Source organism: Streptomyces sp. NPDC030143 (assembly GCF_055573695.1).
Genome location: NZ_JBVIAY010000016.1, coordinates 1 through 25,964, shown reverse-complemented (window position 1 = coordinate 25,964; position 25,964 = coordinate 1). Strand labels below are relative to the sequence as shown.

The 25,964-nt window shown below is 71.7% G+C and carries 25 protein-coding genes and 2 riboswitches; of the genes, 7 read left to right on the top strand and 18 right to left on the bottom strand.

The window, feature by feature from the left end:
* Positions 1-212 precede the first annotated feature (212 nt).
* From ligA to ACZ4YY_RS25300, 4 genes are all read right to left on the bottom strand, one after another.
* Positions 213-2,405, bottom strand: coding sequence for an NAD-dependent DNA ligase LigA (gene ligA, locus ACZ4YY_RS25315; protein ID WP_468294414.1), 2,193 nt, complete (start codon positions 2,403-2,405; stop codon positions 213-215).
* A 15-nt stretch (positions 2,406-2,420) separates the two neighbouring features.
* Positions 2,421-3,422 (bottom strand): methionine synthase, encoded by a 1,002-nt coding sequence (locus ACZ4YY_RS25310; protein WP_468294411.1) that lies wholly within the window; start codon positions 3,420-3,422, stop codon positions 2,421-2,423.
* A gap of 118 nt (positions 3,423-3,540) precedes the next feature.
* Positions 3,541-4,230, bottom strand: a complete 690-nt coding sequence (locus ACZ4YY_RS25305) for an SDR family oxidoreductase (RefSeq protein WP_468294408.1) — start codon at positions 4,228-4,230, stop codon at positions 3,541-3,543.
* A gap of 26 nt (positions 4,231-4,256) precedes the next feature.
* Complete coding sequence (locus ACZ4YY_RS25300; RefSeq protein ID WP_468294405.1) at positions 4,257-4,796, bottom strand: LOG family protein; 540 nt, start codon at positions 4,794-4,796, stop codon at positions 4,257-4,259.
* Between the two features lie 50 nt (positions 4,797-4,846).
* Here ACZ4YY_RS25300 and ACZ4YY_RS25295 point away from each other — a divergent pair, with 50 nt between their 5' ends.
* Both ACZ4YY_RS25295 and ACZ4YY_RS25290 read left to right on the top strand, forming a co-directional pair.
* The gene (locus tag ACZ4YY_RS25295; RefSeq protein WP_468294402.1) at positions 4,847-5,170 is read left to right on the top strand and encodes a DUF427 domain-containing protein; all 324 of its coding nucleotides are present in this window, start codon (positions 4,847-4,849) and stop codon (positions 5,168-5,170) included.
* A 44-nt stretch (positions 5,171-5,214) separates the two neighbouring features.
* Entirely contained in the window at positions 5,215-5,997 is a 783-nt protein-coding gene (locus tag ACZ4YY_RS25290) for an alpha/beta fold hydrolase (RefSeq protein WP_468294854.1), read from the top strand.
* 9 nt (positions 5,998-6,006) lie between these two features.
* Here the strand turns inward: ACZ4YY_RS25290 and mnmA are convergent, their stop codons facing one another.
* Entirely contained in the window at positions 6,007-7,134 is a 1,128-nt protein-coding gene (mnmA, locus tag ACZ4YY_RS25285) for a tRNA 2-thiouridine(34) synthase MnmA (RefSeq protein WP_468294399.1), read from the bottom strand.
* 83 nt (positions 7,135-7,217) lie between these two features.
* Here mnmA and ACZ4YY_RS25280 point away from each other — a divergent pair, with 83 nt between their 5' ends.
* Entirely contained in the window at positions 7,218-7,877 is a 660-nt protein-coding gene (locus tag ACZ4YY_RS25280) for an N-acetylmuramoyl-L-alanine amidase (RefSeq protein ID WP_468294396.1), read from the top strand.
* Between the two features lie 131 nt (positions 7,878-8,008).
* Here ACZ4YY_RS25280 and ACZ4YY_RS25275 read toward each other — a convergent pair whose 3' ends face one another.
* The 3 genes from ACZ4YY_RS25275 to ACZ4YY_RS25265 all read right to left on the bottom strand — a co-directional run bounded on the left by ACZ4YY_RS25275 (position 8,009) and on the right by ACZ4YY_RS25265 (position 9,748).
* Positions 8,009-9,178: a cysteine desulfurase family protein gene (locus ACZ4YY_RS25275; RefSeq protein ID WP_468294393.1), complete on the bottom strand. Its 1,170-nt coding sequence runs from the start codon at positions 9,176-9,178 to the stop codon at positions 8,009-8,011.
* Positions 9,179-9,293: 115 nt separating this feature from the next.
* Positions 9,294-9,560: a DUF4190 domain-containing protein gene (locus ACZ4YY_RS25270; RefSeq protein ID WP_468294390.1), complete on the bottom strand. Its 267-nt coding sequence runs from the start codon at positions 9,558-9,560 to the stop codon at positions 9,294-9,296.
* A 20-nt stretch (positions 9,561-9,580) separates the two neighbouring features.
* Positions 9,581-9,748: a hypothetical protein gene (locus tag ACZ4YY_RS25265; protein ID WP_468294387.1), complete on the bottom strand. Its 168-nt coding sequence runs from the start codon at positions 9,746-9,748 to the stop codon at positions 9,581-9,583.
* A 122-nt stretch (positions 9,749-9,870) separates the two neighbouring features.
* Here ACZ4YY_RS25265 and ACZ4YY_RS25260 point away from each other — a divergent pair, with 122 nt between their 5' ends.
* Positions 9,871-10,515 carry a TetR family transcriptional regulator gene (locus tag ACZ4YY_RS25260; RefSeq protein WP_468294384.1) on the top strand — a complete coding sequence of 215 codons (645 nt, stop codon included), beginning with the start codon at positions 9,871-9,873 and terminating at the stop codon, positions 10,513-10,515.
* Positions 10,516-11,326: 811 nt separating this feature from the next.
* On the opposite strand, the gene ACZ4YY_RS25255 is transcribed toward ACZ4YY_RS25260, so the two are convergent.
* Positions 11,327-12,181: a thioesterase family protein gene (locus ACZ4YY_RS25255; protein WP_468294381.1), complete on the bottom strand. Its 855-nt coding sequence runs from the start codon at positions 12,179-12,181 to the stop codon at positions 11,327-11,329.
* Between the two features lie 155 nt (positions 12,182-12,336).
* On the opposite strand from ACZ4YY_RS25255, the gene ACZ4YY_RS25250 reads away from it, so the two are divergent.
* Positions 12,337-13,572: an alpha/beta hydrolase gene (locus ACZ4YY_RS25250; RefSeq protein WP_468294378.1), complete on the top strand. Its 1,236-nt coding sequence runs from the start codon at positions 12,337-12,339 to the stop codon at positions 13,570-13,572.
* Here the strand turns inward: ACZ4YY_RS25250 and ACZ4YY_RS25245 are convergent.
* The 9 genes from ACZ4YY_RS25245 to ACZ4YY_RS25205 all read right to left on the bottom strand — a co-directional run bounded on the left by ACZ4YY_RS25245 (position 13,481) and on the right by ACZ4YY_RS25205 (position 23,744).
* On the bottom strand, positions 13,481-14,137 hold the full coding sequence (locus ACZ4YY_RS25245) for a trimeric intracellular cation channel family protein (protein WP_468294375.1): 657 nt from the start codon (positions 14,135-14,137) through the stop codon (positions 13,481-13,483). The two genes, ACZ4YY_RS25250 and ACZ4YY_RS25245, sit on opposite strands and share 92 nt — an antisense overlap.
* A 63-nt stretch (positions 14,138-14,200) precedes the next feature.
* A complete protein-coding gene (locus ACZ4YY_RS25240; RefSeq protein ID WP_468294372.1) occupies positions 14,201-15,619 on the bottom strand; it encodes an ABC transporter ATP-binding protein in 1,419 nt (472 codons plus the stop codon).
* Positions 15,616-16,713, bottom strand: coding sequence for an ABC transporter ATP-binding protein (locus tag ACZ4YY_RS25235; protein WP_468294369.1), 1,098 nt, complete (start codon positions 16,711-16,713; stop codon positions 15,616-15,618). Before ACZ4YY_RS25235 ends, ACZ4YY_RS25240 begins: the two co-directional genes overlap by 4 nt.
* Positions 16,710-17,708, bottom strand: a complete 999-nt coding sequence (locus ACZ4YY_RS25230) for an ABC transporter permease (RefSeq protein WP_468294366.1) — start codon at positions 17,706-17,708, stop codon at positions 16,710-16,712. The genes ACZ4YY_RS25235 and ACZ4YY_RS25230 overlap by 4 nt, the downstream gene beginning before the upstream one ends.
* A gap of 139 nt (positions 17,709-17,847) precedes the next feature.
* Positions 17,848-19,647: an ABC transporter substrate-binding protein gene (locus ACZ4YY_RS25225; RefSeq protein ID WP_468294363.1), complete on the bottom strand. Its 1,800-nt coding sequence runs from the start codon at positions 19,645-19,647 to the stop codon at positions 17,848-17,850.
* A gap of 68 nt (positions 19,648-19,715) precedes the next feature.
* Positions 19,716-20,723, bottom strand: coding sequence for an ABC transporter permease (locus ACZ4YY_RS25220; protein WP_468294360.1), 1,008 nt, complete (start codon positions 20,721-20,723; stop codon positions 19,716-19,718).
* A 323-nt stretch (positions 20,724-21,046) separates the two neighbouring features.
* Entirely contained in the window at positions 21,047-21,844 is a 798-nt protein-coding gene (locus ACZ4YY_RS25215; RefSeq protein WP_468294357.1) for an enhanced serine sensitivity protein SseB C-terminal domain-containing protein, read from the bottom strand.
* Between the two features lie 211 nt (positions 21,845-22,055).
* Complete coding sequence (locus ACZ4YY_RS25210; protein ID WP_468294851.1) at positions 22,056-22,862, bottom strand: enhanced serine sensitivity protein SseB; 807 nt, start codon at positions 22,860-22,862, stop codon at positions 22,056-22,058.
* 213 nt (positions 22,863-23,075) lie between these two features.
* The gene (locus tag ACZ4YY_RS25205) at positions 23,076-23,744 is read right to left on the bottom strand and encodes an AAA family ATPase (RefSeq protein WP_468294354.1); all 669 of its coding nucleotides are present in this window, start codon (positions 23,742-23,744) and stop codon (positions 23,076-23,078) included.
* Between the two features lie 176 nt (positions 23,745-23,920).
* Positions 23,921-24,020, top strand: a riboswitch (glycine riboswitch).
* Positions 24,021-24,133, top strand: a riboswitch (glycine riboswitch).
* Positions 24,134-24,207: 74 nt separating this feature from the next.
* Between ACZ4YY_RS25205 and gcvT the strand changes: the two genes are divergently transcribed.
* Together gcvT and gcvH are read left to right on the top strand one after the other, a co-directional pair.
* On the top strand, positions 24,208-25,326 hold the full coding sequence (gene gcvT, locus ACZ4YY_RS25200; protein WP_468294350.1) for a glycine cleavage system aminomethyltransferase GcvT: 1,119 nt from the start codon (positions 24,208-24,210) through the stop codon (positions 25,324-25,326).
* Between the two features lie 133 nt (positions 25,327-25,459).
* On the top strand, positions 25,460-25,837 hold the full coding sequence (gcvH, locus tag ACZ4YY_RS25195) for a glycine cleavage system protein GcvH (protein WP_468294347.1): 378 nt from the start codon (positions 25,460-25,462) through the stop codon (positions 25,835-25,837).
* Positions 25,838-25,964 lie beyond the last annotated feature (127 nt).

Genomic DNA, 25,964 nt, shown 5'->3' with positions numbered 1-25,964 from the left:
CCTCGGGCGGCGCCGCGTCGGGAAACCCTTCCCTGCCCGTCAGGAGCACGGGAGTGCCCCGACCGCGGCTGGGCACGGCAGGCGCACATCTCAACAGTAGGCCGCTGGAGGCTCGCACGGGCAGCGGTCGCCGACGGTTGCCCGAATGCGCCCCGGCCACCCGTATGCATCTGATATGCGCCGATCGGGTGGCCTTCAACCGCCGTTTCCGGCTACTCCCCCGCCGGAAGCGCGACCTCCGCTGCCGCCTCCGGGCCCTGCTCGAGGAGGACCGTGAAGCCGTCCTCGTTCAGCACGGGCACCTTGAGCTGCATCGCCTTGTCGTATTTCGATCCGGGACTGTCACCCACAACGACGAATGACGTCTTCTTCGAGACCGAACCGGTCACCTTCGCTCCCCGGCTCTGCAGGGCGTCCTTGGCGCCGTCCCGCGTGAAGTGTTCCAGGGTGCCGGTGACGACGACGGTGAGGCCCTCCAGCGGACGCGGCCCCTCGTCCTCACCGGAGCCCTCCTCCTCCATCCGGACGCCGGCGGCCTGCCACTTGCGGAGGATCTCCTGGTGCCACTCCTCGGCGAACCACTCTTTCAGGGAGGCGGCGATGGTCGGGCCGACGCCCTCGGTGTTCGCCAGCTCCTCCTCGCTCGCCTGCCGGATGCGGTCGACGGAGCGGAACTCGCGCGCGAGCGCCTCGGCGGCCACCGGCCCCACGTGCCGGATCGACAGACCGGTGAGGATCCGCGCCAGCGGCCGCTCCTTGGCCGCTGCGATGTTCTCCAGCATCGCGAGCGCGTTCTTCCTCGGTTCGCCCTGCTGGTTGGCGAAGATCGTGACGATCTTCTCCTCGCCCGTCTTCGGGTCCCGCTTGGGCAGACCGCTGTCCTGGTCCAGGACGTACGCCTTGATGGGCAGCAGCTGCTCGACGGTGAGGTCGAACAGGTCGCCCTCGTCGGTCAGCGGCGGGTCGGCGGGCTCCAGCGGCTTGGTGAGGGCGGCGGCGGCCACGTACCCGAAGTGCTCGATGTCCAGCGCCTTGCGGCCGGCGAGGTAGAAGAGACGCTCGCGCAACTGGGCGGGGCAGGTGCGGGCGTTGGGGCAGCGCAGGTCGACGTCGCCCTCCTTCATCGGCCTGAGCGCCGTACCGCACTCGGGGCACTCGGACGGCATCACGAACGCGCGCTCGCTGCCGTCCCGCAGGTCGACGACCGGGCCGAGGATCTCCGGGATGACGTCACCGGCCTTGCGCAGCACCACCGTGTCACCGATCAGGACGCCCTTGGCCTTGACGACGTCCTGGTTGTGCAGGGTGGCGAACTCGACCTCGGAGCCGGCCACCGTCACCGGCTCGACCTGGGCGTAGGGAGTGACCCGTCCGGTGCGGCCCACGCCCACGCGGATGTTGACGAGCTTGGTGTTGACCTCCTCCGGCGCGTACTTGTACGCGATCGCCCAGCGGGGGGCTCGCGCCGTCGAGCCGAGGCGGCCCTGGAGCCGGATCTCGTCGAGCTTGACGACCACTCCGTCGATCTCGTGTTCCACGGAGTGGCGGTTCTCGCCGTAGTACGCGATGAACTCCCGTACGCCGTCGAGACCTTCGACCACCTTGTTGTGCCGGGAGGTGGGCAGACCCCATGCCTTGAGGAGGTCGTAGGCCTCGGAGAGGCGGGTCATGCCCTCGTAGCCCTCCAGGGCACCGATGCCGTGGACCACCATGTGCAGAGGGCGGGTGGCGGTGACGCGCGGGTCCTTCTGGCGCAGCGAACCGGCCGCCGCGTTGCGCGGGTTGGCGAAGGGCTTGTCGCCGGCCTCGACCAGGCGGGCGTTGAGCTCCTCGAACTTCTCCATCGGGAAGTAGACCTCGCCGCGGATCTCCACCAGCGTGGGGACGCCGTCGCCCGCGAGACGGTCCGGGATCTCCGCGATCGTGCGCACGTTGGGCGTGATGTCCTCGCCCGTGCGGCCGTCGCCGCGGGTCGCCGCGCGCGTCAGACGGCCGTTCTCGTAGGTGAGGTTGACGGCGAGGCCGTCGACCTTCAGCTCGCACAGGAAGTGGTACGCGGAGGCGCCGACATCCTTGTGGACGCGCTCGGCCCAGGCGGCCAGCTCCAGGTCGTCGAAGGCGTTGTCCAGGGAGAGCATGCGCTCGCGGTGCTGGACCGCCGTGAAGTCCGTCTCGTACGCGCCCGCGACCTTCTGGGTCGGCGAGTCGGGCGTGCGCAGCTCGGAGTACTCCTCCTCCAGCGCCTCCAGGGAACGCAGGAGGCGGTCGAACTCCGCGTCGCTGATGACGGGAGCGTCCTTCACGTAGTACCGGAAGCGGTGCTCCTCGATCTGCTCAGCGAGCTGCGCGTGCTGCTCCCGTGCCTCGGTGGGCACCGTCGTCTCCGCTTGCCTGTCGCCGGCCACCGTGTTGTCCTCCCGTTACTCTGGGTTGTCCGCGAGGGATCTCGCCGCCCGGGCGCAGTGGGCGAGTGCCTGTCGTGCGTACGCGGGAGAGGCCCCCGCGAGGCCGCACGCGGGCGTGACCGTGACCGCCTCCGCGAGAAGCCCCGGTGACAGTCCCAGCCTGCGCCACAGCGTCCTGACACCCATGACGCTACCGGCAGGGTCTGACAACGGGCCGTCCACGCCCGGCACGACACCGGCGAAGAGCCGGGTACCCGCTTCCACGGCCTCACCGACCGCCTCGTCGTCACGCTCGGTGAGGAGTGCGAAGTCGAAGGAGACGGCGTCCGCGCCGGCCCGGCGCAGCAGGGCGAACGGCACGTCCGGTGCGCACGAGTGGACCACGACGGGGCCGTCCTCGTGCACCCCGACGACGTCCCGGAGGGTCGCCTCGACGACCTGCCGGTCCACGGCGCGGTGGGTGCGGTAGCCGCTGGCGGACTTCACCCGGCCGCGCAGGACGGCGGTGAGGGAGGGTTCGTCGAGCTGGAGCACGAGCCGGGCGCCGGGGACGCGACGCCGCACCTCGGCGAGGTGCAGGCGCAGGCCCTCGGCGAGGGAGGCGGCCAGGTCGCGGCAGGCGCCGGGGTCGGAGAGGACGGCCTCTCCGTTCTTCAGCTCCAGCGCGGCGGCCAGCGACCAGGGGCCGACCGCCTGGACCTTCAGCTGTCCCTCGTGGCCCTGGGTGAACTCCTCCAGCGCGTCGAGGTCCTCCCCCAGCCACGACCGGGCCCGCCGGGTGTCGCGTCCCGGACGGTCGCCGATCCGCCAGCCGCTCGGCTCCACGCGCGCGTACAGCTCCACGAGCAGGCCCGCCGTCCGGCCGATCATGTCGGCGCCGGGGCCCCGGGCGGGGAGCTCGGGGAGGAACGGGAAGTCGTCGAAGGATCCGGTGGCGGTCTTGGCGGCCTCTCTGGCGTCACCTCCGGGCAGGGAGCCGATGCCGGTGGCCGCGCCGAAGCGAGTGTTGTCGTTCACGGGTGAAGCCTACGGAGGGGCGGCCGGGTGCGGTGCGGGCGTGCCCGGGTTCTTCGCGGCGGGGGCCGGCGCCGGCCCCCCCCGCGTCCGCCCACGGGGGGGCGGCGCCCCCGCTCACCTACCTGCCCGGCCGTACCGTCAGGTCGTTGACCTCCGCGTCCCCCGGCAGGTCGAGCGCCATCAGGATCGTCGTCGCCACCGACTCGGGGTCGATCCACCGCGACGCGTCGTACTCCTTGCCCTCCTGCTGGTGCACCTTGGCCTGCATGGGGCTGGCCGTGCGTCCGGGGTAGACGGACGTGACGCGGACGCCGTTGCCGTGCTCCTCGTGGCGCAGGGAGTCGGCGAGGGCCTTCAGGCCGTGCTTGGAGGCGGCGTAGGCGGACCAGTCGGCGTGGGCGTTCAGACCGGCGCCGGAGTTCACGAAGACCACGTGTCCGCGGGTGGCGCGCAGCTGCGGCAGGAGGTGCCTGGTCAGCTCGGCCGGCGCGATCAGGTTGACGTTGAGCTGGTGGCGCCAGGACTTGGGGGTGAGCTCCCCCACCGGACCGAGGTCGACCACCCCGGCGATGTGCAGGAGCGAGTCGACGCGGTCGGGGAGCGTCTGGTGGGAGAAGGCCCAGGACAGCTTGTCGGGGTCGGCCAGGTCGCCGACGAGCGTCCTCGCCCCGGGGAACTCCGCCGCCAGTTCCTTGGCGCGGCCCGCGTCGCGCGCGTGGAGCACGAGGTCGTCCCCGCGCGCGTGCAGGCGGCGCGCGACGGCCGCGCCGATGCCGGAACCCGCTCCGGTGATCACATGAGTAGCCATGCCCGCCATGCTCGCACCACGGCGGCTCAGACGATGCCCTGGCTCTCCTCGAGGTAGGCCAGCGCCCCGACCGGCTCGTCGGCGAAGAAGACCAGGTCGGTCAGGGGCCGGGGCAGGAACCCCTCGTCCTCCATGCGCCGGAACTGCTCCTTGAGACCGTCGTAGAAGCCGGCGGTGTTCAGCAGGACGACGGGTTTGTCCGTGTGGCCGTGCTTCTTGAGCTCCAGGATCTCGGTGGCCTCGTCGAGGGTGCCCGTCCCGCCGACCATGATGAGGACCGCGTCGGCCTTCTCCAGCAGCAGCTTCTTGCGCTCGGCGAGGTCGCGGGCGACCAGCATCTCGTCGGCCCCGGTCCGCGCCTTGGCCGCCAGGAAGTCCACCGACACCCCGCACAGCCGTCCGCCCGCCTCCTGCACGCCGTCGGCGACCACCTTCATCAGTCCGACGTCGGAACCGCCCCACACGAGCGTGTGCCCGCCCTTGCCGAGCAGTTCGGCGAACTCGCGCGCGGGTCCGGTGTAGCGGGCGTCGAGGTCGGCGGCGGAGAGGAAGACGCAGATTCGCATGAGGTCACCGTACGCGGGAAGACATCGCGGCCCGCGAGCGCTGTCCCGGTATGGCCGAAGGACACACCATCACCGTCGAGCGGGGCAGCCGGCACGTCAGGGTCGTCCACGGGGACCGGGTGCTCGCCGAGAGCGACCGCCCTCTCGTGCTGCGCGAGACCGGCTGTCCGGTGCGGTACTACCTCCCCGCCGAGGACGTACGGCTGGACCTGCTGACGCCCTCCGACACGCACACGTACTGCCCGTTCAAGGGCACGGCGTCCTACTGGTCGCTGCCCGGCGCGCCCGACCTCGTGTGGGCGTACCCCGACCCGAAGCCGGACGTCCGGGAGATCAAGGACCACCTGTGCTTCTACGAAGTGGAAGTGTCGTAAGCCGCCGACCACGCCGACGTGCGGCAGTCTGGACCGGCATGGACATGGACGAGCAGACCTCCTCCCTCGACGGCACCCCCCTCGCCCACGCGCGGACCGGGCGGGGCCCCTCGGTCATCCTCGTGAGCGGCGCGATGTCGACCGGCGGCACGGTGGCCCCCCTCGCCGGCCTCCTCGCGCACGACGTCACCGCCCTCTGGTACGACCGCCGGGGCCGCGGCGGCAGCGGCGACACCGCGCCGTACGCGGTCGAACGCGAGGTGGAGGACCTGGCCGCGCTGATCGACACGGCGGGCGGCGAGGCGGCCCTGTACGGCGTCTCCTCGGGCGGCGCGCTGGCACTGCGGGCGGCGGCCGCCGGGCTGCCGGTGACCCGGGTGGCGGTGTACGAGCCGCCGTTCGCGGACTTCTCCGCGGGCGGCGCCGAGGAACGCGCCGCCTACACCGCCCGGCTGACCGAGGCCCTCTCCGAGGGCCGGCGCGGCGACGCGGTCGAGCTGTTCCTGCGCGTGACCGGCCTGGCCGACGACGTGATCCGCAGCGCCCGCCAGTCGCCGATGTGGGCCGCCATGGAGGAGATCGCCCCGACCCTGGCCTACGACGACGCCGTGCTCGGCGACGGCCTGGTGCCCCGTGAGCTGCTGTCCTCGATCGGCGTGCCGGTCCTGGCGGTCGCCGGCGGGGCGAGCCCGGCCTGGCAGCGCCGGGCCGCCCGGGAGGTCGCCCAGACCGTGCCCGAGGGCACCTACCGGGAGCTGGAGGGCCAGACGCACATGGTGGACCCGAACGTGCTGGCGCCGGTGCTCGTCGAGTTCCTCACCGCGTAGGGCGCGGCCTCACGCCACGCCGGCCGTCGCGCGCGTGGTCGAGGCGATCGTCGCCGATCCCACCACGCGCGTGCCGTCGTACAGCACGATCGCCTGGCCGGGGGCGACGCCGCGGACCGGCTCGGTGAAGGTGACGTGCAGGGTGTCGTCGACCAGTTCGGCGGTGACGTCGGTCTCGCCGCCGTGGGCGCGCAGCTGGGCGGTGTAGGTGCCGGGGCCGGTGGGGGCGGCTCCGCACCAGCGGGGCCTGAGGGCGGTCAGCGCGGTGACGTCCAGGGAGGCGGCGGGGCCGACCGTGACCCGGTTGTCCACGGGTGAGATGTCCAGGACGTAGCGCGGCTTGCCGTCGGCGGCGGGGGTGCCGATGCGCAGGCCCTTGCGCTGGCCGATGGTGAAGCCGTACGCGCCCTCGTGGGTGCCGACCTTGGTGCCGTCCTCGTCGACGATGTCGCCCTCTGCCCGGCCCAGCCGCTGCGCCAGGAAGCCCTGGGTGTCACCGTCGGCGATGAAGCAGATGTCGTGGGAGTCGGGCTTCTTGGCGACCGCGAGTCCCCGGCGCTCGGCCTCGGCGCGGATCTCGTCCTTGGTGGTGACCGTGTCGCCGAGGGGGAACAGGGCGTGCGCGAGCTGCCGCTCGTCGAGGACGCCGAGGACGTACGACTGGTCCTTGGCCATGTCGGAGGCGCGGTGCAGTTCGCGGGAGCCGTCGGGGAGGGTCACGACCTTCGCGTAGTGGCCGGTGCAGACCGCGTCGAAGCCCAGCGCGAGGGCCTTGTCGAGCAGGGCCGCGAACTTGATCTTCTCGTTGCAGCGCAGGCAGGGGTTGGGAGTGCGGCCGGCCTCGTACTCGGCGACGAAGTCCTCGACGACGTCCTCGCGGAAGCGGTCGGCGAGGTCCCAGACGTAGAACGGGATGCCGATGACGTCGGCGGCGCGGCGGGCGTCGCGGGAGTCCTCGATGGTGCAACAGCCCCGCGCGCCCGTCCGGAACGACTGGGGGTTCGCGGAGAGCGCGAGGTGGACGCCGGTGACGTCGTGGCCGGCTTCCGCGGCGCGGGCCGCGGCGACGGCGGAGTCGACCCCGCCGGACATGGCGGCGAGTACGCGGAGGGGGCGGGGCTGCGAGGTCTCAGTCATAACGCCTCCAGGGTACGGGGCGCCGGGAACCGGGGTCGGCGCGTATCCGTTGTGGATCTCGAGGGGCGAGGAGGGACAGCCGCATGGGGGTTGGGAAGAAGGACGCGGACCGGCGGATCGGGCGGCGTGCGCTGCTGGTCGGCGGCGCCACGGCCGCCGTGGGTTCGGCGGTGCTGGCGCGTGAGGAGCTGGCGCGGCTGTGGTGGCGGCTGCCCGGGGTGGAGCGGCCGCGGGTGGAGGGCGCGGTGGACTTCCGCGGCGCGCGGTGGGTGGCCGCCTCGACGGGCAACTTCCGCTGGGCGGACCGGCCGGACGACTACGGGATCGACATGATCGTCGTCCATGTCACCCAGGGCGACTTCGCGAGCGCGGTGCAGGTCTTCCAGGATCCGAAGCACCGCGCGGCGGCGCACTACATCGTCGGCCAGGACGGCCGGATCGCGCAGATGATCCGCGAGCTGGACGTGGCGTACCACGCGGGCAACCGCTCGTACAACGAGCGGAGCGTGGGCATCGAGCACGAGGGCTTCGTGGACCGGCCGCAGGACTTCACCGACGCGATGTACACGGCCTCGGCGCGGCTGGCGGCCGGCATCTGCCGGCGGTACGGCATACCCGTCGACCGCGAGCACATCATCGGCCACGTGGAGGTGCCGGGGACGGACCACACCGACCCCGGGGAGCACTGGGACTGGGACCGGTACCTGCGGCTGGTGCGGGAGGCGCACACCGCGGCGGCGTGAAGTCCGCCGCCCGGGCCTGTGGCCCCTGCCGCGGTGTGACGGCCGCCGCGCGGGCCTGCGGCCCCCGCCCTCCCGCCGCCTGGGTCCGGCCGCGTTCCTGTCGCCGTCTGGGTCCGGCCGCGTTCCTGTCGCTATGTCAGTCCGGCGGCGCGGGCCCGTTCCACCGCCGGGCCGATGGCCCTGGCGACCGCCTCGACGTCGGCCTCGGTGGAGGTGTGGCCGAGGGAGAAGCGCAGGGTGCCGCGGGCGAGGTCGGGGTCGGTGCCGGTGGCGAGCAGGACGTGGCTGGGCTGGGCGACACCGGCGGTGCAGGCGGAGCCCGTGGAGCACTCGATGCCCTGGGCGTCCAGCAGGAGCAGCAGGGAGTCGCCCTCGCAGCCCGGGAAGGTGAAGTGGGCGTTGGCGGCGAGGCGGCCGCCGGGGGCCGGGTCGCCGCCGAGGATCGCGTCCGGGACGGCGGTGCGCACCGCGTCGACCAGCGCGTCGCGCAGGGCGCCGATCTCGCGGGCGAACCACTCGCGCTGTTCGGCGGCGAGGCGTCCGGCGACGGCGAAGGAGGCGATCGCGGGCACGTCGAGGGTGCCGGAGCGGACGTGCCGCTCCTGCCCGCCGCCGTGCAGGACGGGGACGGGGGTGTACTCACGGCCGAGGAGGAGGGCGCCGATGCCGTAGGGTCCGCCGATCTTGTGGCCGGAGACGGTCATCGCGGCGAGGCCGGAGGCGGCGAAGTCGAGCGGGACCTGGCCGAAGGCCTGGACGGCGTCGGCGTGCAGGGGGACGCCGAACTCGGCGGCGGCCTCGGCGAGTTCGCGGACCGGCATGATCGTGCCGATCTCGTTGTTCGCCCACATGACGGTGGCGAGGGCGACGTCGTCGGGGTCGCGGGCGACGGCCTCGCGCAGCGCGTCCGGGTGGACCCGTCCGTGGGAGTCCACGGGGAGGTACTCGACGGTCGCGCCCTCGTGCTCGTCCAGCCAGTGCACGGCGTCGAGGACCGCGTGGTGCTCGACGGGGCTGGCCAGGATCCGGGTGCGGGCCGGGTCGGCGTCGCGGCGGGACCAGTACAGGCCCTTGACGGCGAGGTTGTCGGCCTCGGTGCCGCCGGAGGTGAAGACGACCTCGCTGGGGCGGGCGCCGAGCGCGTCCGCGAGGGTCTCTCGTGCCTCCTCGACCGTCCGCCGGGCCTGGCGGCCGGCTGCGTGGAGGGAGGAGGCATTGCCTGTGACGCCCAGGTGGGCGGTCAGTGCCTCTGCCGCCTCCGGGAGCATCGGGGTGGTCGCGGCGTGGTCGAGGTAAGCCATGGTGAGGCGATTCTACGGCGCGTGTTCAGCGGACCTCGGGCGAGTGTCGGCCAGGAGCGCGCGGGGGCGGTGCGCCTGGCCGGAACCCCCTCCCGCGCTACCGGTGCCCGCCCGCTCAGAAGCTCCACGAGACCGTCGAGTCGGCCTGCATGAAGGCGATCAGGACGACCAGGTCGGCGACGCCGAGGGTCAGGCCCAGCCAGGCCCGGCCGCGGCGCTTGGTGCCGCGCCACAGGGCCACGGAGGCCAGGACGATGGCGGTCGGGCCGAGGAAGACGTTGAGGACGAGGAGGCCGACGAGGCCGAGGACGAACGACGCGACGGCCATGCCGTCGGTGTCGCGGATGCCGGTGCGCGTGGTGGCCGGTGCGGTGAGATGCATGGTCGGTCGGCTCCTGTCGGTCAGTGGGTCGGGGTGTGCCGGCGGCGGGCGTGACGCTCGCGCAGGGCGAAGACGCCGAGCCAGACGGCGATCACGATCGCGGCGGTGAGGCTGAAGCTGAAGGGCGCGTGGGCCACGGTGCCCATGACGACGCCGAGCAGCAGGAGGGCGGCGACGAGGAACAGCATGGGATGGAATCCCCCTTCGTGAAGTTTCGGTGAACAGTTGTGGTTACACTTGTTCACTGACTTTCGAGTCTATCGTGCCCCACGGCTTTGCAATTACGGAGAACAGTTGTTAACTGGATGACATGAGTCACACTCTCGGCATCCGGCAGGCCCAGAAGCAGAAGACCCGGCAGGCGCTCCTGGACGCGGCGCTGGGGCTGCTGGAGGGGCAGAGCCTGAGCAGCCTCGGACTGCGCGAGGTCACCCGCGCCGTCGGGGTCGCCCCGACCGCCTTCTACCGGCACTTCCGCTCCACCGCGGATCTCGGCGTCGCCCTGGTCGAGGAGGCGCTGGGCAGCCTGCACCCGATGATCCGGACCACCGTGACGGACGCCGACTCGAGCGAGGAACGCATCACGCGCGCCGTCGGGTTGATCGCCCGTCATGTGGACGCGTACCCCGCACACGTCCGGTTCATCGCCCGTGAGCGACATGGCGGGGTCCGGCCGGTCCGGGAGGCGATCCGGGAGCAACTGGTGCGGTTCGCCGAGGAGGTGAAGGCCGAGCTGGCCAAGGACCCCGAGGCGGCGGGCTGGAGCGACGACGACCTGCTGATGCTGTCGCACCTGTTCGTCGACCAGATGCTCATCACCGCCTCGCTGTTCCTGGAGGCCCAGGAGGCCGCGGCGGACGGCACCATCTCCGCCGAGGACCGCGAGCGCGTCACCTCGCTCGCGACCCGCCAGCTGCGGCTGATCAGCATCGGTCGCCACCACTGGCTCGACTGAGCGGGCCGCCGGGATCCGACCCGGTCCGGCCCCGGGCCCGCCGACGGGGATCCCGGGCCGACCCGGCTCGGGCCGCGCCCCGCCCCCGTCCGCTTCCTCGCCCCACCCCCCAGCCCCACCCCGCCGCGCCCCGCACAGGCGAGCGGGCGGCCCATCCGTCTCCCGGATGTGCCGCCCGCGCCCCCGCACACGGTCCCGACGGCTCGTCAGCCTTGCTGCTGAGCCTGCCCGCCCTGCTGCCCGCCACCCGGCCCACCGCAGCCGCCCTCGCCTGCGCCGGGGCCGCCCTGGCCGCCCCGCCCGCCGCCGGGCGCACCGCTCGGCAAGCCCGAGGGAGCGCCGCTCGGCACGGCCGTCGGGGTTCGGGTGGGCGCGCCCGACGGGCCGCCTGAAGGGGCACCCGACGGTGCACCCGTCGGCGCACCGCTCGGCACCCCGGACGGCGCCCGGCACGCCTGTCCGCCCGTGGAACCGCCGCCCGAGGAGGACGAGTCGCCCGAACCGCACGCCACCAGCACCAGCGGCGAGAGCGCCGGCAGGGCGACGGCGGGGGCGAGACGCACCGGCTCGAGGACCCGCTTCATGAGATCCCGCTCCGAGATCGATGAGGACACCTGAGCACGGAACTCGGCCAAGCGCGTCCGGGACTTCCCTGGGCCCGCCCTGTACCCCGCCTGTCCGACGGGCAAAGGGAGCCTCAAGAGACCCCGGCGGCCTGACGGTTCGCACCGAGGCACGCTGGGCGTCCTGGTACTGCGCCGGTACGGCTCCGTGACGGGGTGGGCCGGCGCGCACGGGCCCTCACCCTCGGTCAGAACAGGCGGACCCGGGCCAGCTGACGGGACTGGGCCACCAGTCGGTCCTCGCTGTCCCACACCTCGGCGTCCTCCTCCAGGAAGCCGCCCGCGAGGTTGCGCGTGGTGATGGCGACGCGCACCGGGCCGGGAGCCGGACGGCAGCGGACGTGGACGGTCAGTTCGACCGTCGGGACCCAGCCGGCGATCCCCAGGTCGAAGGCGGTGGGCGGCAGGGCGTCCACGGCGAGCAGCAGGGAGAGCGGGTCGGCGTCGCGGCCGTCGGCCAGGCCGAACCAGGCACGCATCTCGCCCCTGCCGGAGGGCTCTCCGAGGGCCCAGCCGACGGTCGAGGGGTCCAGCTTGAGCATCAGCCGCTGGGCGATGGGCTGCTGGTCGGCGTCGGGGGCGGGGCCGTCCCCGGGGCCGAGGCACTGGCCGACCGGCGGGATGGCCGGGGGCTTGGCGGAGGTGCGGACGTCGTCGGGGAGGGCGTCGAGGTCGCCGTAGGAGGCGAGGACGCGGATCCGCTCGACCTCGCGGCCCTCGTCGTCGTACTGGAAGAGGGAGGCCTGCCCGGTGGAGAGGGTGCGGCCGGCGCGGACCGTCTCGCTGCGGATCAGCGCCGGGCCGGGGCGTGAGGCGCTGAGGTAGTGCCCGGTGACGGTGAAGGGGTCCGGATGCGGCAGGGTGTCCGCCAGCGCGCGCCCGAGGACGGCGAGCAGATAGCCGCCGTTGACGGCGCCGAAGACCGTCCAGCCGGCCGAGAGATCCGCGGCGTGGACGCCGGGCTCGCGCCGGGTGACCGCCGTGTCGCGGTCGAACTCGCTGTCGCCGAGGGCGGCGGGGGCGGTGACTGCTGCTTCTGGCATGCCTGAACGGTACAACAGCTAACTACTAAGCGGTAGCTTTTTGACGACGGGGAGCATGCCCCGCACGGGCACGTCAGGTGAAGAGAGGGCAATTTCCAGGTAAGTGTCCGTTCTCGTGCGTCAACCCGAGCGGGTCGTCCGCCCTCTCCAGGGACATGAGCCTCACCGGGACCCCGTTCCTCTACACCCTGATCGCGCTGTCCGCCGTCGCCCTCGCCCTGCCGCTGCTGCTGTGGTCGCGGCTGCGCGGGCCCCGGGCGGCGCGGGCCGCGGCTCGGGTGCTGATGCTGATGTTCGCCCAGGGCACCGCGGTCGCCCTGGTCTTCGTCCTGGTCAACAACGCCAACAACCTGTACGACACCTGGGGCGACCTGCTCGGCACCGGCAGCCATGTGCAGCAGGCCGCCGCCCTGGGCGCCGACGGCACCGGCGGCATCGCCCTGCAGCGGCTGCCGCGCGTCCGGCAGACGTTCACCCCGGCCGACGGCCCGGGCATGCGCGCGGCCGGCGGGGTGCGCGTCACCCAGCTCCAGGGCCGCGTCTCCGGCGTGAACGCCGAGGTCTACGTATGGCTGCCCCCGCAGTACGACGAACCCGCCTACCGACACCGGGCCTTCCCGGTCGTGGAGCTGCTGCCGGGCTACCCCGGCTCGGCGAAGTCGTGGTTCGCGACGCTGCGCGTGCACGAACAGCTGCTGCCGCTGATGCGCGCGGGCAAGGTCGCGCCGTTCATCCTGGTGGCGCCGCGCACGACGCTGCTGCCCGGAGTCGACACCGGCTGCGCCAACGTCCCGGGCACCGTCGACGCCGACTCCTGGCTCAGCGTCGACGTGCCGAAGATGGTCCGGGACAACTTCCGCGCCCAGGCGGCCCCCAAGGGCTGGGCGGTCGCCGGTTACTCGGCCGGGGCGCACTGCGCGGTCAAACTCGCCGTCGCCCACCCCGACCGATACGAGGCCGCGGTGAGCCTGTCCGGCTACAACGACCCGATGGGCGAGCCCAACTCCCTGGCCGCCCAGAACCCCGTCCTGCGCCGCGCCAACAACCCCTACCTGCTGCTGCGCCGCGCGGCCACCCCGCCCGCGGTCGCCCTCTACGTCTCCGGCCAGCCGGGGGACGGCTACGAGGCCGGGGTCGCCCTCCAGCGCGAGGCGAAGGCCCCGACCGTCGTGCACGTCGTCTACATCCCGAAGAGCGCCGGCGGCCACACCGCCGCCCTGTGGCGGCCGCAGGTGGTGACCGTCTTCCGCTGGCTCACCGCGCAGTTGGGACAGCTGCCCGTCACCCGCGCGGGCGCCGCTACTCCTCCCGCACGGTCGAGCGACGGTTCCACGCACGCGGCGCTCGCCAGTGGAACCGCATCGCAAGCAGCCGCAGCACGAAGGCGGTGACCGCGGCCGTGCCGCTGGCCAGCGGGGTCAGGGCGTCGAAGCGGATGCAGAGCACCACCATCGTCGCGCCGACGATCGCCGGGACCGCGTACAGGTCGCGGTCCCAGCGCAGCAGCGAGGGCACCTCGTTGGCGAGGACGTCGCGCAGCACACCTCCGCCGACGGCGGTGGCCAGGCCGAGGGCCGCCGAGGCGGTGAGGCCCAGGCCGTGGTCGTATGCCTTCGTGGTGCCCGTGACGCAGAACAGGCCGAGGCCGGCCGCGTCGAAGACGTTCACCCCGACCTGGATGCGCTCCACGTGCGGGTGGAGGAAGAAGACGAGCAGGGCGGCGAGCAGCGGGGTGAGGAAGTACCCCAGGTCCGTGAAGGCCGCGGGCGGCACCGCCCCGATGATCACGTCCCGGAAGATCCCCCCGCCCAGGGCGGTGACCTCGGCGAGGACGGCGATGCCGAAGACGTCGAAGTTCTTGCGGACGGCCAGCAGCGCGCCGGAGATGGCGAAGACGAAGATGCCGATCAAGTCGAGGGTGTGCTGAACGGAGGGGGTGAAGAGTTGATGGAGCACCCTTCCATTCTCGCCCAGCACGAAGCCCCCGCCTTACATTGCAAGGCGGGGGCTCGCTACGGCTCACTTCTCCTGGGAGGGGGCGTCCTTGGAGGGCGCTTCCTTGGAGGGCGCCTCAGAGGACGCGGCATCCGGCGACGGCGCGTCCGGGGCGGGCTGCGCCTCCGTCGAGGGTGCCGCCTCGGCGGGAGCCTGCGGAGAGGAGTCCTCGGAAGGGCCGGTCTCCGGGGACGTGCCCTCGGCGGAGTCGCTCCCCTCGGACGAGCCCTCGGCCGAGGCCGTCTCCGGGGCGGCGTCGGTGCCGGCCGGCTCCGCGCTCGCCTCCTGCGTCAGCGAGGCCACCGCCGCCGACGTCTCCGCCGACTCCGCGAGCACCTCGTCGGCCACCAGCTCCGCCGCCTCCTTCGCCGCGGTCAGCAGGACGGTGTCCTGCGGAGCCTGGTCCTCGAAGTTCTCCGGGTGGTGGCAGGCGACCTGCTGGCCCGGCCGCAGCTCGACGAGGTTCGGCTCGGTGGTCCGGCAGATGTCCGTCGCCTTCCAGCACCGGGTGTGGAACCGGCAGCCGCTCGGCGGGGAGATCGGCGAGGGCACGTCGCCCTTGAGCAGGATGCGCTCGCTCTTGGCGTTCTTGCGCCGCGGGTCCGGGATCGGCACCGCCGACATCAGCGCCTTGGTGTACGGGTGCATCGGAGAGCGGTAGAGCTGGTCGCGGTCGGCCAGCTCGACGATCTTGCCGAGGTACATCACCGCGATCCGGTCCGAGACGTGCCGGACGACCGAGAGGTCGTGCGCGATGATCACGTACGTCAGGCCGAGCTCCTCCTGGAGGTCGTCCAGCAGGTTCACCACCTGCGCCTGGATCGACACGTCCAGCGCGGACACCGGCTCGTCCGCCACGACCAGCTTCGGGTTGAGCGCGAGCGCGCGGGCGATGCCGATGCGCTGGCGCTGACCGCCGGAGAACTCGTGCGGGTAGCGGTTGTAGTGCTCGGGGTTGAGACCCACGACCGACAGCAGCCGCTGCACTTCCTTCTTGATGCCGCCCTCGGGCTCGACGCCCTGGAGCTTGAAGGGAGCGCCGATGATCGTGCCGATGGTGTGGCGCGGGTTCAGCGAGGAGTACGGGTCCTGGAAGATCATCTGCACGTCGCGGCGGAGCGGACGCATGCCCGCGACACCGAGGTGCGTGATGTCCTTCCCCTGGAACTCGACCGTGCCGCCGGTCGGTTCGAGCAGCCGGGTGATCAGCCGGCCCATCGTGGACTTGCCGCAGCCGGACTCCCCCACGACGCCGAGCGTCTCACCGGAGCGGACCTCGAAGTCGAGGCCGTCGACGGCGTGCACCGCGCCGACCTGCCGCTGGAGCAGGCCCTTCTTGATCGGGAAGTGCTTCTGCAGGCCGGTGACCTTCAGCAGCACCTCGCCGTCGGCGCGGGTCCGGTCAGCCTGCGCGGGAATCGTCACCGCTTTCTCGTCACTCACAGCTTCGGCGCAATCTCTTCGGTCCAGATACGCTCCCGCTGCTCCGTGCTCATGTGGCAGGCGGCCCAGTGCCGGCTGCCGACCTCGGCCAGCTCCGGGCGGACCGTGCGGGTGACGTCGTCCTTCGGGATGTCCGCGTACGGGCAGCGCGGGTTGAAGGCGCAGCCGGACGGCAGGTTGATCAGGGAGGGCGGGGAGCCCTTGACCGGGATCAGGCGCTCCTGCTGCTCGCGGTCCAGGCGCGGCATCGAACCGAGCAGACCCCAGGTGTAGGGGTGGCGGGGCTCGTAGAACACCTTCTCGGCCGGGCCGCGCTCCACACAGCGGCCGCCGTACATCACCAGGATGTCGTCGGCGAGTTCGGCGACGACGCCCAGATCGTGGGTGATGACGATGACCGCGGAGCCGAACTCCTTCTGCAGGTCCCGGATCAGGTCGAGGATCTGCGCCTGGACGGTGACGTCCAGGGCGGTCGTCGGCTCGTCCGCGATGAGCAGCTCGGGGTTGTTGACCAGCGACATCGCGATCATCGCGCGCTGGCGCATACCGCCGGAGAACTCGTGCGGATAGCTGTCGACGCGCTTGTCCGGCTGCGGGATGCCCACCCGGTCGAGCATCTCGACCGCGCGCCGCTTGGCGGTCTTCTTGTCGACGTCGTGGTGGATCCGGTAGGCCTCCACGATCTGCTGGCCGATCGTGTAGTACGGGTGCAGCGCCGACAGCGGGTCCTGGAAGATCATCGCCATCTGACGCCCGCGCAGCTTGCGGACGTGGTCCGGGTCGGCGGACAGCAGTTCCGTGCCGTCCAGCCAGATCTCGCCGGAGATCTGCGCCTTGCGCTTGCCGTACTGGCCGGCGGTGTGCAGGCCCATGATGCCGAGCGAGGTCACCGACTTGCCGGAGCCCGACTCGCCCACGATGCCGAGGGTCTTGCCCTTCTCCAGCTGGAAGCTGAGCCCGTCGACGGACTTGACCAGGCCGTCGTCGGTCGGGAAGTGCACCTTCAGATCGCGCACTTCGAGGAAGGAACTCGGGGCCGGCGAACCGCTCGTGGGCTCGCCCACGGCCGCTCCGCTCTTGCTGAGGTCGGTCATGTGAGCCTCACTCGGGGGTCGATCACGGCGTACAGGATGTCCACCACGAGGTTGGCGACGAGCACCGCGAGGGAGGTGATCAGGGTGACGCCCACGATGATGGGCAGGTCCTGGTTGCGGATGGCATCGAGCACGGCCCGGCCCAGGCCGGGCAGGTTGAACGTGGACTCGGTGAGGATCGCGCCGCCGATGAGGGCGCCGAGGTCCATGCCGAGCATGGTCAGGATGGGCGTCATCGTGGAGCGCATGGCGTGCTTGCCGATGACGGTCTGTTCCTTCAGCCCCTTGGCGCGGGCGGTGCGGATGTAGTCCTCGCCGAGGATCTCCAGCATGGTGGCGCGGGTGATCCGGGCGTACATCGCGGCGTAGAGGAACGCGAGCGTGATCCAGGGCAGGATCATGCCGCCGAACCAGCCGCCGAAGCTGTCCTCCAGCGGCACGTACTGGGCGTCGATCCAGTTCAGCCCGTAGGCGAAGATCGCGAGGCTCAGCATGCCGGTGAAGTAGATGGGCAGGGAGACACCCGCCAGGGCGACCACCATCGCACCGCGGTCCCACAGGGTGCCCCGCTTGAGGGCGGAGAGCACACCGGCGGCGACGCCGAGGAGCAGCCACAGCACGGCGGCGCCGAGCGCGAGACCCAGGGTCACCGGGAAGCGGTCGGTCAGCACCGGCCAGACGGCCTGCTCACTGCGGAAGGAGTAGCCGAAGCACGGCGCGGAGCAGTGGATGGTGTCCCCGCCGCCCGAGTAGGTGCGGCCGGCGAAGATGCCCTTGAAGAACTCCCAGACCTGGGCGTAGATCGGGTCGCCCAGCCCCAGCTTCTCGCGCACGCCCTCGACGGCGGCAGGGTCGGCCTGCTTGCCCACGAAGCTCAAGGCGATGTCGACGCCCGCCCACTTCGGGACGAGGAAGAAGATGCCGAAGACCACCATGATGATGACCACGAGCATCACTGCGGCGGCGAACAACCGCCTGATGAGGTAAGCGAGCACAGCTCTCGGCCCGCCGCGGAGGCGGGCCACCGGTGGGGTACCTCCCACGCCTTCTGGGCGGTGGGGGACTTCCGGTGGCCCGCGCTCACGCCGCGCCGGCCTTCACCTGCCTTTCGTGCCGTACGGCGGGTGTGCCGGTTTACTTCTGCGGGTTCTTCAGGCCGAGGTTGACGAAGTCGTACTGACCGCTGTAGCCGTCGGTCGTGTAGACGTTCGCCAGGTTGTCCGACCGCCAGTTGATGAACTTCTCGAAGACGAAGGGCAGGTAGTACGCGCCCTCCATCACCTTGTGGTTGATGTCCGTGGCGATCTTGGCCTTGCCGGCGTCGTCCAGGGTGTTGACGTACGAGTCGAACAGGCCGTCGATCGTCTTGTCGTTGATGAGCGCGTAGTTGTTGTTACCGCTCTCCTGGATGTACTTGCTGTTCCACAGCGGCAGACCGTAGCCCTGGACGGACGGGAAGTCCGGGCCCCAGCCCATGATGATGATGCCGTAGCCCTTCTTCTTCACGTTCGAGGGGCTGCCGATGATGCCGGAGGTCTGCGAGCCGTCGTACTGGTCGATCTCGGCGGTGATGCCGATCTTCTTCAGCGACGCCTGGAGGGACTGGGCGGTGGCCACCTCGACGGGCTTGTTGTTGCGGACCGCGATGGTGGTCTTGAAGCCGTTCGGCTGGCCGCAGGCCTTCAGCGCTTCCTTGGCCTTGGCGACGTTGCCGTTCTTGTTGGCGCCGGCGAGCTCGTACGGGTCGTACTTCTGGCCCTCGGAGCCCGGGACGGACGGCGGCAGCATGTTGGTGCCGATGTCACCGCCGGCGATGGGGCCGCCGCGCGCGGTCTGCAGCGAGACGTGGTCGGCGCCGTAGATGACGGCCTTGCGGCACTCGATGTTGTTGAACGGCGCAACGCTCTGCGGGAAGACCGCGTAGCGGATGTAGCCGGAGACCGGGTTGTCCAGGTTGGCCTTGTGCTGCTTCAGGGCGGTGGTGCGGCCCTGCGGCGACATGCCGGTCTGGTTGAGGTCCAGGTCCAGGTCACCGTTGAGCAGACGCTGGTCCAGCTGGTTGGCGTCCGAGAAGAACTGGATGGTGATCTTGTCCGGGTAGGCCTTGCGGACCGGGTCCGAGGCCTGCTTCCAGGCGGTGTTGCGGACCAGCGTCAGGTCCTTGCCCGGGTTGTAGGACTGGAACTTGTACGGACCCGAGGAGAACGGGTGCAGCTGGTACTTGGCCTTGGTGTCCTTGTCCTGGCGGACCGGCGAGGCCGAGATCAGGCCCAGCATCTCCTCGAAGTCCGAGTTGGCCTTCGGGAGCTTGAAGACGATGGTCTTGTCGTCCGGCGTCTCGATCGCCTTCAGACCCAGCTTGTCCGGGGCGGTGTCCTTGTACGGGCCCTTGTACTCGCCCTTGGGGTCGAGCACGTCCTTCAGGTACGTCGGACCGCCGGACAGCACGTCCTGCGCCCACACGCGCTCGATGCCGTACTTCACGTCCTTGGACGTGATCGGCTTGCCGTCCTCCCAGGTGATGCCGTCACGCAGGGTGTACGTGTAGGTCTTGCCGTCGTCGGTGACCTTGGCGAGCCCGGTGGCGAGGTCCGGGGTGAGCTCGGCGCCGACCGCGCCCGGCTCCGTCTTGTTCGTGACGAGCTGGCGGCTGTAGTAGCGCGCGAAGTTCCACATCATGCCGTAGTAGCCGCGCGTGGTGTCCCAGGAGTCGGCGTCCTGGGCGGCACCGAACTTCAGCGTGCCGCCCTTCTTGGCCTGGGAGGCCTGGGCGACCTTGTTGTTCGCGGCGTCGAAGCCGGCGGCACCGGTCTTCGAGCCGTTGTCGCCGTCGTCTCCACCGCCGCCGCACGCCGCCGTGGTCAGCAGCGCGGCGACCGCGGCAGCAGCGGCCAACGCCTGCTTGCGCCGCCCTGAGGTGCGTTGGGTAGTCACGATCTCGGATCCTCCGGATTAGATGAGAGACCCCGTGCTGGTGCCACGGGAGGCTTGGGTACGGCAGTTCAGCGGGAGCCCTTCGGGTCCAGCGCGTCACGCACGCCGTCGCCGAAGAGGTTGAAGGCAAGAACGGTGATGAAGATCGCCACGCCCGGAACCACCATGTACATGGGGTCCGACTCGTAGTAGTCGATCGCGCTCGAGAGCATCTGCCCCCAGGAGGCCGTGGGCGGTTTGACGCCCACGCCCAGGAAGCTGAGCGCCGCCTCGGTGAGGATGTTGGTGGGGATCATCATCGTCGTGTACACGACGATGGGGGCGACGAGGTTCGGCAGCAGTTCCTTGAACAGGATGTACAGCCGTCCGGCGCCCAGGGATCGGGCGGCCTCGACGTACTCGCGCTCACGCAGCGAGAGCGTCTGCCCGCGCACCACGCGTCCGATGTAGGGCCAGCCGAAGAAGCCGATGACCAGGATCATCACGAAGACGCGCACGCCCGTGCCGGTCAGTCCCAGCATCTCGTTCGGCATGACGGAGACCAGCGCGATGATGAACAGCAGCTGCGGGAAGGCCAGCAGGCCGTCCATGACCCGGCTGATGAGGGAGTCCACCCAGCCGCCGAAGAAGCCGGCGAGGATGCCCAGCACGGTCCCGAGGATCACGGCGACCACGGCCGACATGAAGCCGACCAGCAGGGAGATCCGGGCGCCGTAGAGGATGCGGGCGAAGATGTCGCGGCCGTTGACCGGCTCGACGCCCAGCAGGTGGTCGCCGCTGACGCCGCCCAGGGAGCCCGTGGGCGTGCCGAAGAGCGGGTCGATCAGGTCCTCGTGGTACTCGTTCGGGTCCTGCCCGACCAGACCGGTGATCACCGGGGCGAGCAGGGCGATCAGGATGAGCGCGAGCACCACGATGCCGCCCGTCAGGGCGAGCTTGTCCCGCTTGAGGCGCTCCCAGGCGATCCGGCCGAGGGAACGACCCTGTACGGCCTTGGCGCCGCTGGTCGCGACCGCCGCTTCCTCGGCCGCGCTCGGGGCCGCTTCCGCGGTCGGCTCGTGCAATGGTGCCGTCATCTGGCAGGGACCCCTCTCAACCGGCGGTAGCCGGCCCGCACTTGCCGCTGTAGCGGCGTGATCAGTCCGTCGTACACAGGGGCGAAGCACCCCTGGAGCGGGAGTCTTCAACGCTTTGGCGATCTGTTGCCAGACTTGGCAGTGAAAGGATGCGTAAACGTGATGCGGTCAGATGGGTTCCGTTATCCGGACGTTGGGTAACGACCGTCGGACAGCGACTAATTGAACGAAACGGACGAGAAGCGGACCAACCGCACCTCTCTACGCGCGCAGAACTCCGCCGCCGCACAGGGGAATCGCCGGATCCACCAAGGCCACAACGGTCAGTAACGGCCCGCCGGGGGGTAGCCGTAGCCGGCGGCGGGGGCCTGGGCGGGGGCGGCCGGGGCGTGCGCGTCCCGGTCGTAGAAGGGGCGGGCGTGGGCGCGCATCCACATCACGACCGGGTCGTGGTCGTCGGTCATGGCGACCGTGGACACCGGCAGTCCGTCGGGCACCGCGCCGATCGACTGCTGCATCATCGCCCGTACCGCGTCCACGGCCGCCGGGGAGGTGTCGTACAGGTCGAGCCCGAGGGCGAGGTAGGGCGCGCCGAGGGCCGGCTGCACCCAGGCGCGGCGCAGGGAGCGCAGGGCGGGGGTGCGGTGGGCGTTCTGCGCGAGGAGGGCGTAGAACTGCGGGACCTCGATGGCGGGTTCGGACAGCCGCAGCGGGCCGGCCGGCTGCCGGTCCAGGCCCGTCGCGATGCGCCGCAGGTCCGGCCAGGGGATGCCGACGCCGCCGCCCGGGGCGTGCGGGTTCAGCCAGAGGCCGAAGTGGTCCGGGTACAGCATGCGCGCCGCGTCCAGACCGTCGACCACCTCGTAGGACCGGTTCCAGCCGCTGGCGGAGAGCTCCTGGGCGGAGGTGACGCAGGGGGCGTAGCCGTGGCCCTCGACCTCCATCGCGCCGTACTGGGCGTCCGGGGATCCGGCCTGGCCGTGCCAGAGCAGCATCCACACCTGGCCGGTGGAGGGGGTGGCGAGCGCGCGCAGCAGCGCCTCGTAAGCGTCGTAGCGCCCGGGCGTGACCTGGCGCAGCATGTGCTCGACCTGCCCGGCCGCGATGCCGCTGGCGCTCACCTGTACCGCCCCTTCGATTGGTTGCCCCGCGTGTGCACACCAGCTTAGGTGGCTCTGCCGACAACCGGCGCCCACCGAGGGGCGGGTTGTTCGTCGGCGGCGGGGGCGTCGGCTGATCGCTGCGAGGTACATCCGGTGCGCGCGCTTCCGTCCGGCACGCCGAGAGCACGCACCGGACACCGCGGGCACCGCACAGGACTTCGGAAACCCCCTAGTCGGCCCTGGTGTAGAAGGGGCGCACGCGTTCCTTCATCCAGCGGGCGACCGGGTCGTCCGTGACGTCGAGCAGCACCAGGTTGACGGGCCAGGGGGCCGGGGCCGTGCCGAGGGCCCTGCCCAGGGCCTCCAGGGGCACGGCGCGCAGGTCGCCCTCCCACGGGGACACCTCCACGCCGACGAACATCACCGGGTCGGCCGTCTCGACGGCGGCGAGGCAGCGGCGGGCCGTGCGGACGACGCCGGTCGCCTCGAACTCGGCCGAGGCCGCGGAGAGGAAGGCCACCGGGTCGTCCTGCCAGTCGGGCTCGAACAGGCGGACCCGGCCACCGCTCGCGAGGCCGTCCAGCGGGGTGCGGCCCTGCCGGCACAGCTCGGCGACGGCGGCGGGCGGCAGCGGGATGCCGACCACGCCGTCGGGGTTGACCGCGATGCCGACCTGCGGCGGCAGGCCCCGCGCGAACTCCACGGCCGGCGCGACGGTGTACGACATGTGCGGACCGGCGACCTGGCGCAGCTGTTCCTCGGAGCTGAAGACGGGCACGTAGGCCTGGCCGTCGATCTCCAGCGAGGGCAGGTCGAGGGCGCCGCTGTGCGGGCCGCCCCCGCTGGGCAGCGGGACCCACACGAAGCTGCGCCCCAGCACCTCCACGATCCGCCCGCCGGCTCCCGGCACGCCGAGGGAGGCGGAGAGCACCTCCTCCAGCTCGTTGCCGGGCCATCCGCCGTGCGGATGGGGGTGCGTCTGTCCGGGAAAACCCGCGGAGAAGTCCGCCGGGAGGTCTGCCGGGGGGAAGTCCATCTGTCTGCCTGCCACCTGCTGGGGTCCACTCGTGTGGCTGAAAGGCTAACGGGTGACGGGCGGAGGGCGGCCGTGATCGCCGTACCCCTTCCGGCCGCGCCCCGCTCCCTCGGGGGCCTTGCACCGTGCCCGCCTGGGCCGCGCGGCCCGGTGCCGCACGTCGCAGGGCGCCGGGCCGCGCGCCTGATCGGGCGCTCATGGTGCAAGGACCCCTCAGCCGGTGAACCCGATGCGGCGCAGGGTGTCCGCCGCCGGGCGGTCCAGGAGGACGGCCGATCCGCAGCCCTGGGGCAGACGGCCCTTCTCCACGGCGTGCAGGAGGCGGGCGGCGGCGCGGCGGTGGCGGAGGAAGGCGTAGCGGGAGACGCCCCGGCCGCGTGCGCGCTGGCCCTCCAGGGCGGTGTCCGGGGTGACGTCGAGCAGCACCAGGTGGAGGGTGCCGCCGCGGCGGCGGGCCGCACGGGCGATCCAGGCGCGGACCCAGGCCTGCGTACCGCAGTCGTGCACGACGACGCCCCGGTCGCCGCGCAGGGCGCGCCGCAGGCCTGCGAAGTGGGCGAGGCGGACGAGGGGCCGGTAGAGGGCGTAGGGCAGGAAGCGGGGCATGCGGGCGGCCCACCGGTCGCGGGTGTCCTGGGAGTCGATGCGCACCCCCCGGACCGCACGCCTCATGAGCGTGGACTTGCCGCTGCCGGGCAGGCCGGTGACCACGACCAGGTCGCGGGGCCCGAAGAGAAGTCCGTGCGGGCTGCGGCCGGCGCGGTCGCGCAGGTCGCGGACGACGGGCGCGGGCCGCGCACCGCACGCCTCCCGGCCCGGAGCCTGCGGCTGTCCGGGCAGCGCGAGCGCCGAGGTGGTCGCGTATGCCGTGGTCCTGTTCACCGTGATCGTCCTCCCCTGGGGTCAGACAAGTCTTCTCCCCATCGAACGTAAAGAGAAGGTAATGCGCGGTGTTGTACGTTTTGGTGCGGGAACGGCCACAACCCGGTCACAGATGCCATCTGCCGCGACCGGGCGGGGCGTGCGATGATGACGGCGCCAACTGCATACCGGCCGTTTGAATCCGCGCGGGAGAGTTCCCAGCAGCAGCGTCGCTGGGGCGCCGAAGGAGCAAGTCCCTCCCTTGAATCTCTCAGGCACCGTTACCGCGCGGGCGAGGCACATCTGAAAAGCGGGCCGCCGTGACGGCGGTCCCACCCAAGGTGCAAGCCGTGACTCCCCTCCGGGCGATCACGGCGAACCTCTCAGGTTCCGATGACAGATGGGGAGGAACGCCCTCGCCCTCGCCCACGCTCGAACGAGCTCGCGCGGGAGGTGCCCCATCGCCTTGGGAGACGACCGTCCGATGAGCAGTACCGCACTCCGCCGCACCGCGCTCGATGCCCTGCATCGCACGCTCGGCGCGACCATGACCGACTTCGCCGGCTGGGACATGCCCCTGCGCTACGGCTCCGAGCGCGACGAGCACAACGCCGTCCGCACGAAGGCCGGCCTCTTCGACCTCTCGCACATGGGCGAGATCACCGTCACCGGCCCGGACGCGGCCGGCCTGCTGAACTTCGCCCTGGTCGGGAACATCGCGTCCGTCGGCGTCGGACGCGCCCGCTACACGATGATCTGCCAGGCCGACGGCGGCATCCTGGACGACCTGATCGTCTACCGGCTCGCCGAGACCGAGTACATGGTCGTGGCCAACGCCTCCAACGCCCAGGTCGTCCTGGACGCCCTCGTGGAGCGTTCGGCCGGCTTCCGGGCGCAGGTGCGCGACGACCGGGACGCGTACGCCCTGATCGCCGTCCAGGGGCCGGAGTCACCGGGGATCGTGAAGGCCCTCACCGACGCCGATCTCGACGGTCTGAAGTACTACGCGGGCCTGCCCGGCACGGTCGCCGGCGTCCCCGCGCTGATCGCCCGCACCGGCTACACCGGCGAGGACGGCTTCGAGCTGTTCGTCGATCCGGAGCACGCCGTGGAGCTGTGGCAGGCGCTGACCGAGGCCGGCGAGGGCGTCGGTCTCATCCCCTGCGGTCTGTCCTGCCGGGACACGCTCCGCCTGGAGGCGGGCATGCCGCTGTACGGGCACGAGCTGACCTCCGGGCTGACGCCCTTCGACGCCGGCCTCGGCCGCGTGGTGAAGTTCGACAAGGAGGGCGACTTCGTCGGCCGCGAGGCCCTCACCGCGGCCGCCGCCCGCGCCGAGACCGCTCCGCCGCGCGTCCTGGTCGGCCTGGTCGCCGAGGGCCGGCGCGTCCCGCGCGCGGGGTACGCCGTCGTCGCGGAGGGCGCGGTGATCGGCGAGGTCACCTCCGGGGCCCCCTCCCCCACGCTGGGCCGGCCGATCGCGATGGCGTACGTCGACGCCGCCCACGCGGCACCGGGCACGCCGGGTGTCGGCGTGGACATCCGGGGCAGTCACGAGCCGTACGAGGTCGTGGCGCTGCCCTTCTACAAGCGCACGAAGTAGAGACTGGCCAGGGACCGACCCGGGTCCGGCGGCGGTCCGGATGCGTGACCCTGCACACATCCGCGCTGCTCTCGTGCGTTTTCCGCAGTCCCCCCTTCATCAGCACTCCCCCGCGTACAGGAGAATTCAGGCCATGAGCAACCCCCAGCAGCTGCGCTACAGCAAGGAGCACGAGTGGCTGTCGGGCGCCGACAACGGCGTCTCGACGGTCGGCATCACCGAGCACGCCGCCAACGCGCTCGGCGACGTCGTCTTCGTCCAGCTCCCGCAGGTCGGTGACACGGTGGCCGCGGGCGAGACCTGCGGCGAGCTGGAGTCGACCAAGTCGGTCAGCGACCTGTACTCCCCGGTGTCCGGCGAGGTCACCGAGGTCAACGAGGACGTCGTCAACGACCCGTCGCTGGTGAACTCCGCCCCCTTCGAGGGCGGCTGGCTGTTCAAGGTACGCGTGGCGGAGGAGCCGGCCGACCTGCTCTCCGCCGACGAGTACACCGCCTTTTCCGCCGGCTGAGGAGTCGTACACCTGATGTCCGCACTGAACACGCCCCTGCACGAGCTCGACCCGGAGGTCGCCGCCGCGGTCGACGCCGAGCTGGACCGGCAGCAGTCCACCCTCGAGATGATCGCCTCGGAGAACT

Excerpts from the sequence above, each read along its gene's own strand:
- ACZ4YY_RS25305 (WP_468294408.1), bottom strand. The coding sequence starts at position 4,230 with ATGGCTACTCATGTGATCACCGGAGCGGGTTCCGGCATCGGCGCGGCC.
- ACZ4YY_RS25300 (WP_468294405.1), bottom strand. The coding sequence starts at position 4,796 with ATGCGAATCTGCGTCTTCCTCTCCGCCGCCGACCTCGACGCCCGCTAC.
- ACZ4YY_RS25295 (WP_468294402.1), top strand. The coding sequence starts at position 4,847 with ATGGCCGAAGGACACACCATCACCGTCGAGCGGGGCAGCCGGCACGTC.
- ACZ4YY_RS25290 (WP_468294854.1), top strand. The coding sequence starts at position 5,215 with ATGGACGAGCAGACCTCCTCCCTCGACGGCACCCCCCTCGCCCACGCG.
- mnmA (WP_468294399.1), bottom strand. The coding sequence starts at position 7,134 with ATGACTGAGACCTCGCAGCCCCGCCCCCTCCGCGTACTCGCCGCCATG.
- ACZ4YY_RS25280 (WP_468294396.1), top strand. The coding sequence starts at position 7,218 with ATGGGGGTTGGGAAGAAGGACGCGGACCGGCGGATCGGGCGGCGTGCG.
- ACZ4YY_RS25275 (WP_468294393.1), bottom strand. The coding sequence starts at position 9,178 with ATGGCTTACCTCGACCACGCCGCGACCACCCCGATGCTCCCGGAGGCG.
- ACZ4YY_RS25270 (WP_468294390.1), bottom strand. The coding sequence starts at position 9,560 with ATGCATCTCACCGCACCGGCCACCACGCGCACCGGCATCCGCGACACC.
- ACZ4YY_RS25265 (WP_468294387.1), bottom strand. The coding sequence starts at position 9,748 with ATGCTGTTCCTCGTCGCCGCCCTCCTGCTGCTCGGCGTCGTCATGGGC.
- ACZ4YY_RS25260 (WP_468294384.1), top strand. The coding sequence starts at position 9,871 with ATGAGTCACACTCTCGGCATCCGGCAGGCCCAGAAGCAGAAGACCCGG.
- ACZ4YY_RS25255 (WP_468294381.1), bottom strand. The coding sequence starts at position 12,181 with ATGCCAGAAGCAGCAGTCACCGCCCCCGCCGCCCTCGGCGACAGCGAG.
- ACZ4YY_RS25250 (WP_468294378.1), top strand. The coding sequence starts at position 12,337 with ATGAGCCTCACCGGGACCCCGTTCCTCTACACCCTGATCGCGCTGTCC.
- ACZ4YY_RS25235 (WP_468294369.1), bottom strand. The coding sequence starts at position 16,713 with ATGACCGACCTCAGCAAGAGCGGAGCGGCCGTGGGCGAGCCCACGAGC.
- ACZ4YY_RS25220 (WP_468294360.1), bottom strand. The coding sequence starts at position 20,723 with ATGACGGCACCATTGCACGAGCCGACCGCGGAAGCGGCCCCGAGCGCG.
- ACZ4YY_RS25210 (WP_468294851.1), bottom strand. The coding sequence starts at position 22,862 with ATGGACTTCCCCCCGGCAGACCTCCCGGCGGACTTCTCCGCGGGTTTT.
- gcvT (WP_468294350.1), top strand. The coding sequence starts at position 24,208 with ATGAGCAGTACCGCACTCCGCCGCACCGCGCTCGATGCCCTGCATCGC.
- gcvH (WP_468294347.1), top strand. The coding sequence starts at position 25,460 with ATGAGCAACCCCCAGCAGCTGCGCTACAGCAAGGAGCACGAGTGGCTG.